Raw genomic sequence first — 15156 nt, forward strand, 5'->3', positions numbered from 1 at the left:
AAACCCAGGTGGCTGAGTCTCAGGGACGCCCCCTGCCCCTGATCACCGACCAGAACGAGTTCTTCTGGACGTCGGGGGCGGACGGCGGGCTGCGGGTTCAGGAGTGCACGTCGTGCACGGCCCTGATCCACCCGCCCCAGCCAGTGTGCCGCTACTGCCGCGGACACGACATGGGCGTCCGCGAAGTCTCCGGCTTCGCCACGCTCATCGGCTTCACCGTCAACCACCGCTTCGGCCTGCCCGGCCTCCCGGCGCCCTACGTCGTCGCCCAGGTCGCCCTCGAAGAGGATCCGCGGGTCCGGCTCACCACCAACGCCGTCGAGTGCGACCCCGGCGGACTCGCCCTCGGCATGCGCATGGAGGTCGTCTTCGAGCAGGCCGAGGACGTTTGGCTGCCGCTGTTCCGCCCCACGGCCGAGCAGGGGGAACCGGCCGAACTTCCCGAGGACGAGACCGCACCCGCGATCCGCCCGATGGTCTCCATGGAGAAGTTCGAGGACAAGGTGGCCATCACCGGCATCGGCAGTTCCGATCTGGGCCGCCGCCTGATGGTGCCCCCGCTCTCCCTGACCGTGCAGTCCTGCGAGGCGGCGATCGCCGACGCCGGCCTCACCTTCGACGACATCGACGGCCTCGCGACCTATCCCGGCGCCGGGTCGTACGGCGGCTTCGCCGAAGGCGGCATCACGGCACTGGAGTCCGCGCTCGGCATCCGCCCCACCTGGCACAACGGCGGCGGCGAGACCTTCGGCCCCGGCGGCTCGCTCATCGCGGCGATGCTGGCGGTCGCGGGCGGCCTGGCCCGGCATGTGCTCTGTTTCCGGACGCTGTGGGAGGCGTCGTACGGCGAACTGGTCAAACGCGGCAGGATTCAGCCACCGAGCGGCCCGGACGCCGGCTGGCTCAAGCCCTTCGGTGCGGTCTCCGCCGCACACACCCTCGCCCAGAACGCCCAACGCCACTTCCATCGCTACGGCACCACCCGCGAGACCCTCGGCCGGATCGCCCTCAACCAGCGCGCGAACGCCGCCCTGAACCCCACCGCGATCTACCGCGACCCGATGACGATGGACGACTACCTTCAAGCCCGGCCCATCACCACCCCTTTCGGGCTCTACGACTGTGACGTCCCCTGCGACGGAGCCATCGCGGTGATCGTGTCGCACGTGGACGCCGCACGGGACCTCGCCAAGCCCCCCGTACTCGTCGAGGCCGTCGGCACCCAGATCACCGAGCGCCTCGAATGGGACCAGAGCACGCTCACCCACGAACCCCAGGTCCTCGGCCAGTCCGCCCATCTCTGGTCACGCACCTCGCTGCGCCCCGCCGACGTCGACGTGGCCGAGCTCTACGACGGCTTCACCTTCAACTGCCTTTCCTGGATTGAGGCGTTGGGCTTCTGCGGCATCGGCGAGGCGAAGGACTTCCTGCAAGGAGGAAAGAACATCGCCAGAGACGGCCTACTGCCCCTCAACACCCACGGCGGTCAGCTCTCCCACGGGCGCACCCACGGCATGGGCCTGGTCCACGAGGCGATCGTCCAGCTCCGCGGGGAGGGCGGAGCACGGCAGGTGACCGGCGCCAGGGTCGCCGCGGTCAGCTCCGGCGGCCTCACACCCAGCGGGGTCCTTCTCCTCAGGACGGACACGTGAACCACAGCCCCACCGTCGATGCCGTCGAGATCGACGGCATCCCCCTCTCGTACCGGGCGAGTCGGGTCCACCAACCCCGCGCCGTCGTCCTCGCCCTGCACGGCGGCGGCACGGACTCGTCGTACTTCGACTGCCCCGGGCGCCCCCGACTCTCGCTGCTGCACACCGGTGCGGCGCTCGGCTTCACGGTGATCGCCCTCGACCGGCCGGGATACGGTGCCTCGCACGCCCACCAGGAGAAGCTGACCGACCCCGCCCGCCGGGTCGAGCTCACCTACGCGGCACTCGACCAGCTGCTCACCTCCGGGCCTTACGGCGCGGGCGTGTTCCTCATGGCCCACTCGGCGGGCAGCGAGCTGGCCATCCGTATGGCCGCCGAGCAGCGCGGAACTGCCCTGCTGGGTCTGGAGATCGCCGGCACCGGACGGCAGCACCATCCCCGCTTCACCGCGCGGTGGGCGGAGCACGGGGAGATCGGCGTCCGCCGACCGGCCCGCCGCCGGATGCGCGATCTGCTGTGGGGGCCGAGCCGGCTGTATCCGCCGGACGTCTTCGGCGGGACGGCCATCTCCGCCACCTCGCCCGCCTACGAGTTCGAGGCGCGCGACTGGGTGCGGGAGTTCGCCGAACTGGCCGCCCGGGTGCGTATCCCCGTCCAGTACACCCTCGGTGACCACGAGGCGGTGTGGCGCCCCGGCCCCCCGGGCCTGGCCGAGATCGCCGCGCTGTTCACCGCCTCACCCCGGGTCCGCCTGGGCGAACAGCCGGACAGCGGCCACAACCTGAGCCTCGGGTACGCCGCCCGGGCCTACCACCTCAGAGTCCTCTCCTTCGCCGAGGAGTGCGCGGTCCGCCGCGAGAACGCCGACCCGGCGGAGGGCGTACACGAACCACAAGGGAGAGCCGGATGAGCGAACCGGACGCCGTCGCGCTGCTGCTGGTACGCCTGGTCATGGGCGCCGTCATGATCCTGCACGGCCTCAACCACTGGCGCGGCGGCGGCCGTATCGAAGGCACCGCCCGCTGGTTCACCGGCCTCGGCCTGCGGCACGGCACGCTCCAGGCCTGGATGAGCGTCGTCACCGAGATCGGCGCCGGCGCGCTGCTGCTGCTCGGCCTGCTCACACCGCTGGCCTGCGCGGCCGTCATCTCGGTCATGCTGGTCGCGGGCCTCCTCGCGCACCGCCGCAACGGATTCTTCGTCTTCAAGGACGGCTACGAGTACGTCCTCACCCTCGCGACGGTCTCCCTGGCGCTGGCCGTACTGGGACCGGGGCGGCTCTCGCTGGACGAGGCGAGCGGCATCGAGATCACCGGCTGGGCGGGCGGCGGTGTGGCACTCGGGGCAGCGGTGGCGGCGACCGCAGGGCTGCTCGCCGCGTTCTGGCGGCCGGCACCGACGCCGGAACCCGGGACATCCACCAACGAACCCCTTGAGCAGGAGGCCCGCTGATGCGAGTCGGTTTCATCGGACTGGGCAGCCAGGGCGCCCCCATGGCGCGCCGGATCATCGACGCGGGCTTCGAGACGACGCTGTGGGCACGCCGCCCCGCCACACTCCTCCCCTTCGCCGAAACCCCGGCCAAACGCGCGGCGTCGCCCGCGGATCTCGCCGCGGTCAGCGACCTGGTCTGCGTCTGCGTCGTCGACGACGCCGATGTCGAGGAGGTCATCACCGGAGCGTCGGGCGTCCTGACCGGGCTGCGCCAGGGGGGAGTGATCGCCGTGCACAGCACCGTCCACCCCGACACCTGCCGCCGTCTTGCCGACCGCGCCCGAGCCGGCGGTGTCACCCTCATCGACGCGCCCGTCAGCGGTGGCGGACCGGCCGCCGCCGAAGGCCGGCTGCTGGTGATGGCCGGCGGCGAGCAGGGCACCGTCGCGTTCTGCCGCCCGGTGTTCGCCACCTACGGCGACCCGGTCGTGCACATGGGCCCGCTCGGGACCGGACAGCTCGCGAAACTCCTCAACAACGTCCTGTTCACCGCCAACCTCGCCACCGCCGCCAGTGCCCTGGCGCTCGGCCGGGACATCGGCATCGACCTCGCCGCCCTCGCGTCCGCCGTCACCCACGGCAGCGGCGACAGCTTCGCCCTGAACCGGATCGCCTCCGCCGGCGGCACCCTCGACCGCATCGCCGCCCACGCCGGGCCCCTGCTCAGCAAGGACGTCCGCCTGGTGACCGACGTCGCCGTCACCGCGGGCGCGGCCAAGGACATCGTCATTTCGGCGGCCGATGCCGCACTGGCCCTCATGAACCATAGCTGAGCCGGGGGTCGGCCCAGCTATGGGGTGAGGTCGAGAAAGCCTCTGCGGGCGGCTTCGGAGACGGCTGCGGCCCTGTTGTCGACGCCGAGCTTCCGGTAGATGCGCACCAGGTGCGTCTTGATCGTCGCTTCGCTCAGGAACAGGGCCCCGGCGATGGAGCGATTGCTGTGCCCGTCGGCCATCAACCGGACGACGTCCTTCTCCCGCTGCGTCAAGTCGGATCGCAGGTCGACCACTTGACCGACGAGGTCGCCGACGATCTCCGGCGCCAGCCCCATTCCCCCGGCCGCGGCACTGCGCACGCCCCGGAACAGCTCCTCGGGTGGACCCGCCTTGAGGACGTATCCGCGGGCCCCGGCCTCCAGCGCGCGTACGACATCGACGCGGCCGGAGTAGCTGGTCAGCATCACCACGGGCAGGCCCGGTGACTCTGCGGCCAGCCGCCGGACGGCATCGACGCCGTCGAGGCCATGACCGTTGCCCCCGAACCGCAGATCCATCAGAACGACGTCGGGCGCAAGTTCGAGGGCGAGCCGGACGGCCTCCTCCCCGCTGCCCGCCTCCGCGACCACTTCGAGGTCCGGCTCGCCCTCCAGCAGGGCCCGCAGCCCGGCCCGGACCACCACGTGGTCGTCGGCGATCACGAGGCGCAGGGCGGCGGTCATCGGGTCAGCACGGACGACGTCGGCATGGTCGTGCCGGGCCGTGGGTGGGCGGGAAGAGTGGCACGGACCCGGGTTCCCCGGCCGGGTGTGCTGACGACGTCGAGGTCACCGCCGTACTCGCACAGCCTCGCCCGGGCCGCGGGCAGGCCCACGCCCCGGTCCGACAGGGAGACGTGGCCGGCGCCGACGGGGACGAAGCCGACACCGTCGTCGTAGAGGTCCAGTTCCACCCGGTCCGGGTGGTGGTGCAGCGTCACCAGCAGGTTCATCGCCTGTGCGTGTTCCCGTACGTTCGCCAGCATGCCCTGTGCCACCCGGAACAGCGCGGTGGCGGACTGGGCGCCCAGCTCCGGGCGATGGGCTCCCACCGAGCGGAACTGCACCCGCACGGCCGTGCCCTCCTCCTGCGCACGGTCGCACAGCAGCCGCAGCGACCCCTCCAGACCCGCCTCGGCGACCGTGGCCGGCGTGAGGTCGCGGATGATCCGCCGGGTCTCGGCCAGCCCCGCGTCCAGGCCGTCGACGGCCGCCCGCACCCGGGCCCGCGCGGCGTCGGGCCGTTCCGTCAGATCCCGCTCCGCCGCGTGCAGCAGCATCAGATGGCCGGCGAGTTCCTGGGCGAGGGTGTCGTGCAGGTCCCTGGCGATGCGCTCGCGTTCCTTCAGCACACCGGCCCTGCGCTGCTCCTCCGCCAGCACGTGACGTGTCCCTTGCAGCTCCATCAGCAGCCGCTGGCGTTCCGTGGCGTCGCGTTGGAGCGCCCCGTACAGCGCCACGGTGCCCCACACGGCGGCGACGGGAATCAGGACCAGTTCCGGGTCGAAAGCGCCCGCGGTGCGGGTGAGCCGGCCGATCAGGACGACCGTGATCGCGGCCAGTTCGGCCATGACCGCACGGCCCATGGCGCGCAGGGCCAGACAGGCCATCGGCAGGGCGCACCAGGCGTATGCACCGGTCAGCGGGGGCGGGGCGAGGGTCACGAGGACCGCCCAGAGGAGGATCAGCGCGGCGACCCAGGAATGGCGGGCGAGCGGACCGAGTCCGGCCCACAGCACCAGGACCGCCGCGTATCCGACGGCGAGCAGCCCGCTGACGGTCACGATCTCCCAGCACAGCGGTTCCTGGAGTCGCGAGAGCCGGAACAGCGCGGCACCGACGACGACAAAGAGCACGAAGTGCGGGATCTGCCCCAGGGCGAACCGGGTTCCGCGAGCCGGCGGCGGACGGTGGGCGGGGTCGCGGTCGGTCACGACAAACCCCCAGGGCGCATGATCCACTCGGACAGGGCGTCCGAGTCTATCCGTCGCCTGTAGGAGTCATGTGAAGACCAGGGCTGACGGCCGCCGCTCCCGGCGTACAGGCCGGCAGCCCTGCCCCCCGCTACGCCCCCGGGTGCAGCCCGAGCCAACCGGGCGTCGGGTCACCCTTGACCTCGCCGAAGTACAGGGCGAAGGTCTGCTTCCAGCGCTCGACCGCGGCACGGTCCGCCATGAAACGCGGGAAGCCGTCCAGGTTGCCGTTCGCGTACTCCCAGATGGGCTTCACGCCCGCCGGGGGAGTGACGTCGGTGCGTACGGACCAGCCGTTGAAGGACGCCTGCTGCTGACCGGCGGACAGCTGCCAGTTGAGGTAGAGCTGGGCGGCGGTGCGGTTCGCTGCCTGCTTCAGGATCGCCGCGCGCTGCCCCCAGGACATGAACGGGTGCCCGTCGGGGACGACGAACCTCGTCGGCGAGGACGCCGGAGCGGCCAGTGAGCCCGAGCCGCCGACACCGATCGCCTTCTGTCCGGCGGTCACCGCCTCTCCCGGCGAGTTGCTGCCCCGGGCGAACCGCACGTCCTGGGCGGCCAGCTTGGCCACCCACTCCCAGCCGTACGTCTGCGCGTACAGGGAGTACAGGTAGAGGACCGCGTCGTCGTCGTGCGGGTACGACGAGGCGATCTTCCCCTTCCACTTGGGGTCGACCAGGTCGAGCGGGGTGCGGGGAACGTCCGAACCGACCGCCGCCGGACCGTACATGAAGCTGAACGCGATCGCGGCGATGGCCACCCATGCGCCCTGCGGCTCCTTGAAGGCGTCGTAGACCTTGGAGAACCCGGCCGGCTTGTAGCGCAGCAGCCTGCCCTGCTCGTTCCAGCGCGTGAAGTCCTGGAGGGTCTGGAACTGTACGACGTCGGGGACGAGGGTGCCGGTGGCGAACTGGTTGTCGACGCGGACGTCGTGGTACTTGCTGTAGTCGACGATCAGGGTCAGGTCGATGTCCGGGAACCGGTTCTTGAAGGCCGCCCTCGTCCCGTCCTGCTGGGTCGGGGTGTCGCCGCCGGCGTAGATGACGAGCTTGCCGCCCTCCGCGAGAGCGGCCCGATAGAGCTCGTCGAGCGTCCTGGTCTCCTCCGGCCCGCCGCCGCGGGACCTGACGGGAGAGGCACTTGCCGGGGTCGCGGCCACGCCGAGCGCCCCGACACCGAGGGCGGCGCCGGCACCGGTGGCGAGGACATGTCGTCTGCTGGGGAAGCTGGACATGGGGAGGAGACCTCTCTGATGGGGGTGTACAGGGCCCTGGCGCCTGGGCACCGCCCATTGTCGGCAGTCCTGGAGGGTCCTCGCGTCGCCCGTTCGTAGCGATCAAACGCGCGAAGGATCGAATCCGCATTCAACCGAATGGTTGAACACCGCATGAAGACACGCAGACTCCCGGTCCTGATCGCCGCGTTGACGTCCGGCGCCGTGCCGGCGGCCTGTAGCGGCGGCACCAAGGCGGGCTCCGAGGGCAGCGGCGCCGATCAGTACCAGCAGCAGATCCGTACCTAGCTGTCCTCGGGCACCGCACCCGACGAGATGTCGGTCCGGCCCTGTTCCGGACGCGGTGGCAGGCCGGGGTGTGCCGGGGAGCGGCGTTGGGGGGTAGCGACAGGGCTCCCCACACGCCTGCCATGCAGGTCAGGGCGGTGCGACACTGGCGGTATGGCATCCGAGCGGAGCAGCAGCGGTGGCGGCGGCCTGGAGCTGGGCCAGTTCCTGCGCGCACGCCGTACCCAGACCAGGCCCGACCAGGTCGGCCTCACCGTGGGCACCGGCCTGCGCCGCACACCCGGCCTGCGCCGCGAGGAACTGGCCACGCTCGCCGGCATGAGCATCGACTACTACGTCCGCCTGGAGCGCGGCAAGGAGACCCGCCCCAGCCCCTCCGTGCTCGACGCTCTCGCCCGCGCCCTGCACCTCGACGACGCCGAGCACCAGCACCTGCGCGAGCTCGCCGCCCGGGCCGCCCGGTACGCCCCCGAACCTCCGCCGCCGCCCAGCCGAACCGTGGGCCCGCACCTGAGGCTGTTGCTGGAGACGATGCGGCCGAACCCCGCCTACGTCATCAGCCGCAGCATGGAGCTGCTCGCCTGGAACCCCGGCGGCCTCGCCCTGTACGCGGGCCTTGCCGACTGGCCTGCCACGCAGCGCAACCTCGCCCGCTACCTCTTCCTCCACCCCACCGCGCGCACCCTCTTCCCCGACTGGGAGTACCAGGTACGCGGCTGCGTCGCCCGGCTCCGCGCCCAGGCCGGCATCGACCCGGACGCCCCCGACCTCACCAGCCTGGTGGGCGAACTCCTGCTCAAGAGCCCCGACTTCGCCAAGCTGTGGGAGCGCTACGACGTCGTCGGGCGCAAGAAGCCGCAGAAGACCTTCCACCACCCCCAGGTCGGCGTCCTCACCCTCACCGGCCAGAGCATGCACCTCGAAGACACCCCGGGCCAGCGCCTCGGCGTGTACACCGCCGAACCCGGCACCCCCGATCACGACGCCATGCTCCTGCTCGACCTGACCGCGCCCCAGCCCGCCGGGCATCCGGAAGCGAAGGTCGGACAACAGCCGCGCACAGAGTCCTGACCGGAACGCCGCTACGAAGCCGGCCCGCGCGGCGTCGACTGCGCGCCGAGCAGGTCGAGGAGGACGAGGGAGTCGTACTCGGCGGTGCCCGGCCGGGCGTAGTACGCGATGAGCCGGTGGCCGGGAGCGCCCTCCAGCTCCATGGTCTGGTGGCCGAGGGTGAGGTCGCCGACGTCGGGATGGTGGAACGTCCTGCGGCCGTGGGCGCGGGCCTTGACGTCGTAGCGCTTCCACATAGGGGCGAACTCCGGGCTCTTCAGCAGGAGTTCACCGGCGAGCCGGGTCAGGTCCGGGGCGTCGGGGTCGGTCCCGGCCAGGGCGCGCAGGCGGGCGACGCAGCCGCGTACCTGGGTGGTCCAGTCGGGGAAGAGGGTGCGGGCGGCGGGGTGCAGGAAGGCATACCGGGCGAGGTTGCGCTGTGTGGCCGGCCACTCCTCGATCCCGGCGAGCAGTCTCAGCCCGCCGGGGTTGGCCGCGAGCAGGTCGTCGGTGCGGCCGACCACGTGCGCGGGGTTCGGCCGGAGGCTCTCCAGCAGCAGCCTCACGCCCGGGCGCACGGTCCGGCCGGTCGCCGCCGGAGGTGGTTCGGTGCCCGCGCTCATGGGCTGCTCACGCGTCATGTCATCGAGTGTGCGTTCGCCGGTGACCGGCCGGTAGGTGGGTGGGGGGCCCTGTTGACACCCCGGAACACGGTTCCCCGGCACGGCCCGGCCTGGCAGGGGACGCGCCCGAGCGGGAGCGTGGCCGGTGGGCCCCCACGACCGGCTACGCCGACTGGCCGAGTGCCAGGGGCGCGGTCATCCGGTTCAAGCCCATCGTGGAAGGACCCTGCACGGCACGGACGAGAAACACCAAGCTCAGGAAGCAGGCAGAGCATGCGCACGACGACACTCGGCACCGACGGCCCGGAGACCGGCGTTCTCGGCCTCGGCTGCCTGGGAATGTCGTACGGCTACCGCGCGGGCGGTGCTGGCCACCACATCAAGCGGGCCCGGTCCGTTCACCCGGTGACCTCCGTGCAGTCGGAACTGTCGCTGTGGACACGGGAAGGGATGGACTTCGCCTCCTTCGACGACCTGCCCGGCCCGCAGGGCGGCCGTTACTGACGGGCTGTCATATCCAAGTCCAGCACAAGGAAAGAACCCTCATGCGAGCAACACTGATGTACGGCGCCGGAGACGTCCGGGTCGAGAACGTTCCGGACCCGACGATCCGGCAGCCCACCGACGCCGTCGTGCGTGTCGTACGCTCCTGCGTCTGCGGCAGCGACCTGTGGCCCTACGGCTCCCTGCCCGCCACGGAGCAAGGCCAGCGCATGGGCCACGAATTCCTCGGCGTGGTCGAGGAACTCGGCTCGGACGTCTCCGGGCTGAAGCGCGGGGACCTGGTCGTCGCCCCCTTCCTCTGGGCCGACAACACCTGCGACTTCTGCACCGAAGGGCTGCACACGTCCTGCCGTCACGGCGGCTCCTGGGGGCGTGACGGCGTCGACGGCGGCCAGGGCGAGGCGGTGCGTGTTCCGCAGGCGCAGGGCACGCTGGTCAAGCTGCCGGTGGCCGAGGACTCGGCCCTGCTGCCCTCGCTGCTCACCCTCTCCGACGTGTTCTGCACCGGCCACCACTGCGCGGTCACGGCGGGCGTCGACCCTCGTACGACCGTGACGGTGATCGGTGACGGCGCGGTCGGCCTGTCCGCCGTACTGGCCGCCCGGCGGCTGGGTGCCGAGCGGATCGTCCTGATGGGCCGGCACAAGGACCGCACCGATCTGGGCCGGGACTTCGGCGCCACCGACATCGTCGCCGAGCGGGGCGAGGAAGGCATCGAGCGGGTCCGGGAGCTGACCGGCGGCGACGGCACCCACACCGTGCTGGAGTGCGTCGGCACGCTGCCCGCCCTGGAGACGGGGCTTGGCGTGGTGCGCGACGGCGGCACGGTCAGCCGGGTCGGCGTACCGCAGTACGGCGAAGTCCCGCTGGGCTTCCCGGAGTTCATGAAGAACCTGACCCTCACCGGCGGCGTCGCCCCGGCCCGCGCCTACATCGGGGAACTCCTGCCCGACGTACTGGAGGGACGCATCGAGCCGGGCCGCGTCTTCGACCGCACGGTCGGCCTCGACGACGTCCCCGACGGCTATCGGGCGATGGCCGACCGTGAGGCCTTGAAGGTGCTCGTCCAGCCTTGATCCCGCCACCGCACACCCAAGGAACAGCCATGACCGGCAAGGCCCCCATCCTCAAGCTGAACAACGGCGTCGAGATGCCCGCCCTGGGCCTCGGCGTCTACCAGAGCCCCCCGGAGGAGACCGCCGCCGCGGTCGAGACCGCCCTCCGGGACGGCTACCGCCTGATCGACACCGCCGCCGCGTACCGCAACGAGGAGCAGGTCGGGGAGGGCATCAAGCGTTCCGGCGTGAACCGCGACGAGGTCTTCGTGACGACCAAGCTGTGGCTGACCGACTACGGTCACGACTCCGCGCTGCGGGCCTTCGACACGAGCCTGGAGAAGCTGGGCCTGGACCGCCTCGACCTGTATCTGCTGCACCAGCCGGCGCCGCTGGAGCCCGAGCCCTGGTTCGCCGCCTACAAGGCCGCGGAGAAGCTGCTGGCCGACGGCCGGGTCCGGGCGATCGGCGTCTCCAACCACACCCCCGGGCTCCTGCGCACCCTCATGGAGCAGACCGAGGTCGTGCCCTCGGTCAACCAGGTCGAACTGCACCCGTACTTCATCCAGCGCGAACTGCGCGAGGTCCACGAGCAGTTCGGGATCGCCACCCAGGCCTGGTCGCCGATCGGTGGGATCACCCGCTACTGGAGCGACGCGCCGAACGGCGGCCGCAGCGCCCTGGAGGAGCCCGTCGTCACCGCGCTCGCCGACAAGTACGGCAAGACGGCCGCGCAGGTCGTCCTGCGCTGGCACCTCGAACACGGCGTGTGCGCGATCCCGAAGTCCGTCAAGGCACACCGCATCGCGGAGAACTTCGACGTCTTCGACTTCACCCTCACGCCCGACGAGGTGGCCGCCATCGACGCCCTCGACACCGGCCTGCGCAGCGGACCCGACCCGGAGGTCATCCGACTGGACACGTTCGGCACCCGCTGACGGCGGCTCGTTCGCTTCACGGTCCGCTGAGCCGGATGGTCATCCGCACGGTCACGTCGTCGCCTGCCGAGAGTCCGTGCGGCTTGCGCACGGCGTTCTTGAGCGGCAGCAGGTAGCCGCCGTCCTTGGGGAAGAGCGAAGTCTCGAAATCGGCCTCGCCGATCCGGGCCCGGACGGGGATCACGCCCCAGCCGTACGTGGCCATCGCGGCCACCTCGCGGATGTCGGCGGACTCCTCGTCCGGCACGGGAACGAAGTAGTACGGCGCAGGCCCGCGCCATTCGATCACCCGGCCGGTGAAGTCGATCTCCATGAGGTTCAGCCCCGTTCCTCGATGTCGCTCTCCGGGTGCAACCGGCGTGCCTCCCGTTACCGTCAGCACCCTTAACTGAGCGTTTTTGTAAGGGTAGTTGGCATGGCGTTCACATACGCCACACTGCCTTCAAGCGCGGGGGCGTACGGGAGGGGAGTGATGCATGGCCGGGTGGAGACCTGTCCTGGTCGTGGCGGCGGGGGCGCTGCTGCTGGCGGGGTGCACGAGCGGGTCGGACGACGGGGCCGGGGCGGAGGGGAAGCCGAAACGGAGTTCCGGTTCGCCCACCCCGGCGACGCCGTCGGCGACGCCGGTGAGCGATCCGTACACGCTTCCGGAGGAAAGCGCGCCGAAGACGCGGGCCGAAGCGATCGCGTTCGTTCGTGAACTCGAGGTGCGGCCCGACTTCTTCGGTATCGGGTATCGCAAGCGCGAGCCCTTCGAGAGCGATCCGACCACCTGGGCCGTACTCCACGAGGACTGCCAGTGGCGGCGCGAGGGACTGCCGGCGACCGTACTGGCCAGCCTCACCCGGGCGTTCGAGCTGCAGGAGAAGAACGGCAAGGGGTCGGTGTATGTGTCGTTGACCGTCACCGTGCACGAGAACGCCGTGGCGGCGCGGCGCGACATGGCGGGGTCGCTGGAGTCGGCGCTGCGCTGCCCCGAGCAGCGGCTCAACGCCACGGACGTGGTGCGCGGCCTGTACTCCCGGGTCGACGCGTTCACCGACGAGCGGAACGCGGTCAGCGATGACGACCTGGCGGAGTCCGGGGAATGGGTCGCCGACGGCGTGAGCGAGGCGCACCCCTTCGACTGGTCCAAGTTCCGGCTCGGGCCGGTCACCGTGGCCGCGACGGCGCGACACGGCGCGGGCCGGACCGAGGCGGAGGATTCCGCCGTCACCGGCGAAATGTTGCAGGGAGTGGGCTACGTCGCCGCCGAGATCGACAGCCAGGGGGACGCGGGCGGTGCGGGTGCCAAGGACGAACCGGCAGAAACACCGGCCGACACACCAGTAGACACACCCGCGGCCACGTCGGCCGAGACCGAGGGGGCGGAGCGATGAGCGAGACCTTGCGGCCGTCCGATCCATCCAGTATCGCCGGGTTCCGGCTGCTGCGGCGGCTCGGGGCGGGCGGCATGGGCGTCGTCTATCTCGGGCGCACCGACGCGGGAGCGCTCGCGGCGATCAAGGTGATCCGGGGGGAGAGCGCCGGTGACGACGACTTCCGTGCCCGGTTCGCGCGAGAGGTGGAACTGGCACGGCGGGTGGACAGCCCCTGGGTGGTGTCCGTCCTGGACGCCGACGCCGAGGCCCGCGAGCCGTGGCTGGCCACCGTGTTCGTCCCCGGGCCTTCCCTGGCCGAGGCGGTCGCCGAGCACGGCCCGCTGCCGACGAGTGCCGTGCGGGTCCTCGGCGGATCGCTGGCCGAGGCCCTGGACGCCGTGCACACGGCCGGCCTCGTCCACCGGGACGTCAAGCCGGGCAACGTACTGCTCGCTCTGGACGGCCCACGCCTGATCGACTTCGGCATCGCGCGCGCCGCCGACGACACGGTGCTGACCGCGTCCGGGGTCGTGGTCGGCACGCCCGGATTCCTCGCCCCGGAACAGGCCGAGGGGCGACCGGCCTCGTCCGCGAGCGATGTCTTCGCGCTGGGCTGCGTGCTGGCGTACGCCTCGACGGGCACCCCTCCCTTCGGCACCGGCACACCGGATGCCCTGCTGTACCGCACGGTCCACGACGAACCGGAACTCCCCGGTATGGAGGGCGAGTCGCGGACCCTGGTGGAGCGCTGTCTCGCCAAGGACCCCGACGCGCGGCCCACGGCCGAGGAGATACGGCTTCTCCTCGCTGAGGACGCTCCGGACGACTCCGGCACCTGGCTCCCGGACCCCGTCGCCCGGATGGTCGCCACGAGGTCCGCCGAGAGCCTCGCTCTGCCCGGCATCGAGCCCACGGTCGTGGACGGACCGGATGAGCAGGCCGCTTCGGACGCCCCCGCCGGGCACCCCGGCCGGCGCCGTCTGCTGCTCGCCGGCGGTGCACTGCTGCTCGCGGCCGGCGGGACCGGAGCGGCGGTGTGGGCGTCGGAGGGTGACGACGAGGAACCGTCCGGGACCGGCGGGCGTCCCGTGTACGTCCTCGGCGTGCACACGGCCACCGACACGGCCGACGTCGCCGTCAGCCGGGCTTCCGAACGTGCCGCCCGCCTGGCCGTCGCCGAGCACAACGCTTCCCCGAAGCGCGCCTACGACCTGAAGGTGAAGGTCCTCGCCGACCGGGGCGACGTGGCCGGCGCCCGGGCGGTTGCCCAGGCGTTCACCACCGACCGGAACGTCGTCGCCGTGCTGGGGCCGGTCGCCGAGATCCCGATGCGCGCGGCCGCGGCCGTCTACGGCGAGGCGGGGCTGACCCATGTGTCCAGCACCACCGGCCAGCAGGACTACTTCGTGACCTCGCCCAGGACCTCGTTCCAGACCGGCGCCCCCCATCTCGCGCTCGGCACCTGGATCGCCCTCCACGCGCTGATCACGGGTCAGGCGGTGCCGGCCGGCATCGTGATCGACCGGGCCGGCGGCACGATCATGCAGGACCTGGGCACCCCGCTGGTCGAGGGCTGGCGCGAAACCGTCCTCGCGGAGGTCATACCCCGCGTCGTCGCGGAGCAGACGGACGACGGCCCGAAGGTGGTCCGCGAACTGCTCGCCGCCGGTGTCGGCGCCCTTGTGTGCCTGGCCCCCCTGGACGCCACCGTCCGCACGGCCAAGACCCTGGCCGCGGCCGGCTTCACCGGGCCGCGCTGGATGCAGCCCCAGCTGTACGCCTCGGACTTCCCGAAACAGGCGGGTGCCGCGGGCGAGGGCTGGTTCGTGGTCACGTCGGCCGTGGACCCCTCCGTACTCAAGACACAGAAGGCCAAGGACTTCACCGCGGCGTGGCGGAAGCGTTACGGCGCCACACCGGAGCCGTACGCCACCGAGGCGTACGACAGTGTGCGGATGCTGCTCGCCGAGTTCGCCCGCACCGTCCCGGCCGGGGCCCGCCGGCGGCCGGTGCGGGCCGCCGTCGCTGAACGGCTGGCGAAGGCGAAGTACAAAGGCATTGCCCGGACATACACCTTCGGCAGGTACCACCATTACGAAAACACCTCGGATGGCTGGCGCGATGAGACCTTCGTCCACGCGGTCCAAGGCGGACGATTCCGGCAGTTGGGATCGTTGGGCGATCTGTGGCTCGCTGCGCAGGGCCAGAGCTGACGAGGGCCGGGGCGGG

15 protein-coding genes and 1 pseudogene are annotated in these 15156 nt (G+C 71.6%); 11 read left to right on the forward strand and 5 right to left on the reverse strand.

What is annotated here, in order from left to right; translation table 11 throughout:
* Positions 1-8: 8 nt before the first annotated feature.
* From KCH87_RS25500 to KCH87_RS25515, 4 genes are read left to right on the forward strand one after another with little or no spacing between them, the layout of a single operon-like run.
* Entirely contained in the window at positions 9-1652 is a 1644-nt protein-coding gene (locus KCH87_RS25500) for an OB-fold domain-containing protein (RefSeq protein ID WP_210588567.1), read from the forward strand.
* Entirely contained in the window at positions 1649-2563 is a 915-nt protein-coding gene (locus KCH87_RS25505) for an alpha/beta fold hydrolase (RefSeq protein ID WP_210588568.1), read from the forward strand. Before KCH87_RS25500 ends, KCH87_RS25505 begins: the two co-directional genes overlap by 4 nt.
* On the forward strand, positions 2560-3105 hold the full coding sequence (locus KCH87_RS25510) for a DoxX family protein (protein WP_210588569.1): 546 nt from the start codon (positions 2560-2562) through the stop codon (positions 3103-3105). The genes KCH87_RS25505 and KCH87_RS25510 overlap by 4 nt, the downstream gene beginning before the upstream one ends.
* Complete coding sequence (locus KCH87_RS25515) at positions 3105-3920, forward strand: NAD(P)-dependent oxidoreductase (RefSeq protein ID WP_210588570.1); 816 nt, start codon at positions 3105-3107, stop codon at positions 3918-3920. Before KCH87_RS25510 ends, KCH87_RS25515 begins: the two co-directional genes overlap by 1 nt.
* A 17-nt stretch (positions 3921-3937) precedes the next feature.
* On the opposite strand, the gene KCH87_RS25520 is transcribed toward KCH87_RS25515, so the two are convergent.
* From KCH87_RS25520 to KCH87_RS25530, 3 genes are all read right to left on the reverse strand, one after another.
* Positions 3938-4585 carry a response regulator transcription factor gene (locus tag KCH87_RS25520; protein ID WP_210588571.1) on the reverse strand — a complete coding sequence of 216 codons (648 nt, stop codon included), beginning with the start codon at positions 4583-4585 and terminating at the stop codon, positions 3938-3940.
* The gene (locus KCH87_RS25525; protein ID WP_210588572.1) at positions 4582-5835 is read right to left on the reverse strand and encodes a histidine kinase; all 1254 of its coding nucleotides are present in this window, start codon (positions 5833-5835) and stop codon (positions 4582-4584) included. The genes KCH87_RS25520 and KCH87_RS25525 overlap by 4 nt, the downstream gene beginning before the upstream one ends.
* A 130-nt stretch (positions 5836-5965) precedes the next feature.
* A complete protein-coding gene (locus KCH87_RS25530; protein ID WP_210588573.1) occupies positions 5966-7108 on the reverse strand; it encodes an ABC transporter substrate-binding protein in 1143 nt (380 codons plus the stop codon).
* Between the two features lie 153 nt (positions 7109-7261).
* On the opposite strand from KCH87_RS25530, the gene KCH87_RS50140 reads away from it, so the two are divergent.
* Positions 7262-7396 carry a hypothetical protein gene (locus KCH87_RS50140; RefSeq protein WP_282612986.1) on the forward strand — a complete coding sequence of 45 codons (135 nt, stop codon included), beginning with the start codon at positions 7262-7264 and terminating at the stop codon, positions 7394-7396.
* Positions 7397-7549: 153 nt separating this feature from the next.
* On the forward strand, positions 7550-8467 hold the full coding sequence (locus KCH87_RS25540) for a helix-turn-helix transcriptional regulator (RefSeq protein ID WP_210588574.1): 918 nt from the start codon (positions 7550-7552) through the stop codon (positions 8465-8467).
* Positions 8468-8478: 11 nt separating this feature from the next.
* On the opposite strand, the pseudogene KCH87_RS25545 reads toward KCH87_RS25540, so the two are convergent.
* Positions 8479-9054 (reverse strand): annotated as a pseudogene (locus KCH87_RS25545) (transcriptional regulator); the annotation flags it as partial.
* Between the two features lie 288 nt (positions 9055-9342).
* Between KCH87_RS25545 and KCH87_RS25550 the strand changes: the two are divergent.
* The 3 genes from KCH87_RS25550 to KCH87_RS25560 are packed head-to-tail and all read left to right on the forward strand — an operon-like array spanning position 9343 to position 11566.
* Positions 9343-9573: a hypothetical protein gene (locus tag KCH87_RS25550; protein WP_210588576.1), complete on the forward strand. Its 231-nt coding sequence runs from the start codon at positions 9343-9345 to the stop codon at positions 9571-9573.
* Between the two features lie 41 nt (positions 9574-9614).
* Entirely contained in the window at positions 9615-10649 is a 1035-nt protein-coding gene (locus KCH87_RS25555; protein ID WP_210588577.1) for a zinc-binding dehydrogenase, read from the forward strand.
* 29 nt (positions 10650-10678) lie between these two features.
* Positions 10679-11566, forward strand: a complete 888-nt coding sequence (locus tag KCH87_RS25560) for an aldo/keto reductase (RefSeq protein ID WP_210588578.1) — start codon at positions 10679-10681, stop codon at positions 11564-11566.
* A gap of 16 nt (positions 11567-11582) precedes the next feature.
* On the opposite strand, the gene KCH87_RS25565 is transcribed toward KCH87_RS25560, so the two are convergent.
* The gene (locus tag KCH87_RS25565; protein ID WP_210588579.1) at positions 11583-11879 is read right to left on the reverse strand and encodes a DUF1905 domain-containing protein; all 297 of its coding nucleotides are present in this window, start codon (positions 11877-11879) and stop codon (positions 11583-11585) included.
* Between the two features lie 163 nt (positions 11880-12042).
* Here KCH87_RS25565 and KCH87_RS25570 point away from each other — a divergent pair, with 163 nt between their 5' ends.
* Positions 12043-12945: a hypothetical protein gene (locus tag KCH87_RS25570; RefSeq protein WP_247196771.1), complete on the forward strand. Its 903-nt coding sequence runs from the start codon at positions 12043-12045 to the stop codon at positions 12943-12945.
* Positions 12942-15140 (forward strand): bifunctional serine/threonine-protein kinase/ABC transporter substrate-binding protein, encoded by a 2199-nt coding sequence (locus KCH87_RS25575; protein WP_210588580.1) that lies wholly within the window; start codon positions 12942-12944, stop codon positions 15138-15140. Before KCH87_RS25570 ends, KCH87_RS25575 begins: the two co-directional genes overlap by 4 nt.
* The last annotated feature ends 16 nt before the right edge of the window (positions 15141-15156 follow it).

It is taken from the genome of Streptomyces sp. GESEQ-35 (assembly GCF_017948485.1).
GTDB lineage: Bacteria > Actinomycetota > Actinomycetes > Streptomycetales > Streptomycetaceae > Streptomyces.

Excerpts from the sequence above, each read along its gene's own strand:
- KCH87_RS25510 (WP_210588569.1), top strand. The coding sequence starts at position 2,560 with ATGAGCGAACCGGACGCCGTCGCGCTGCTGCTGGTACGCCTGGTCATG.
- KCH87_RS25515 (WP_210588570.1), top strand. The coding sequence starts at position 3,105 with ATGCGAGTCGGTTTCATCGGACTGGGCAGCCAGGGCGCCCCCATGGCG.
- KCH87_RS25520 (WP_210588571.1), bottom strand. The coding sequence starts at position 4,585 with ATGACCGCCGCCCTGCGCCTCGTGATCGCCGACGACCACGTGGTGGTC.
- KCH87_RS25530 (WP_210588573.1), bottom strand. The coding sequence starts at position 7,108 with ATGTCCAGCTTCCCCAGCAGACGACATGTCCTCGCCACCGGTGCCGGC.
- KCH87_RS50140 (WP_282612986.1), top strand. The coding sequence starts at position 7,262 with ATGAAGACACGCAGACTCCCGGTCCTGATCGCCGCGTTGACGTCCGGC.
- KCH87_RS25540 (WP_210588574.1), top strand. The coding sequence starts at position 7,550 with ATGGCATCCGAGCGGAGCAGCAGCGGTGGCGGCGGCCTGGAGCTGGGC.
- KCH87_RS25550 (WP_210588576.1), top strand. The coding sequence starts at position 9,343 with ATGCGCACGACGACACTCGGCACCGACGGCCCGGAGACCGGCGTTCTC.
- KCH87_RS25555 (WP_210588577.1), top strand. The coding sequence starts at position 9,615 with ATGCGAGCAACACTGATGTACGGCGCCGGAGACGTCCGGGTCGAGAAC.
- KCH87_RS25560 (WP_210588578.1), top strand. The coding sequence starts at position 10,679 with ATGACCGGCAAGGCCCCCATCCTCAAGCTGAACAACGGCGTCGAGATG.
- KCH87_RS25565 (WP_210588579.1), bottom strand. The coding sequence starts at position 11,879 with ATGGAGATCGACTTCACCGGCCGGGTGATCGAATGGCGCGGGCCTGCG.
- KCH87_RS25570 (WP_247196771.1), top strand. The coding sequence starts at position 12,043 with ATGGCCGGGTGGAGACCTGTCCTGGTCGTGGCGGCGGGGGCGCTGCTG.
- KCH87_RS25575 (WP_210588580.1), top strand. The coding sequence starts at position 12,942 with ATGAGCGAGACCTTGCGGCCGTCCGATCCATCCAGTATCGCCGGGTTC.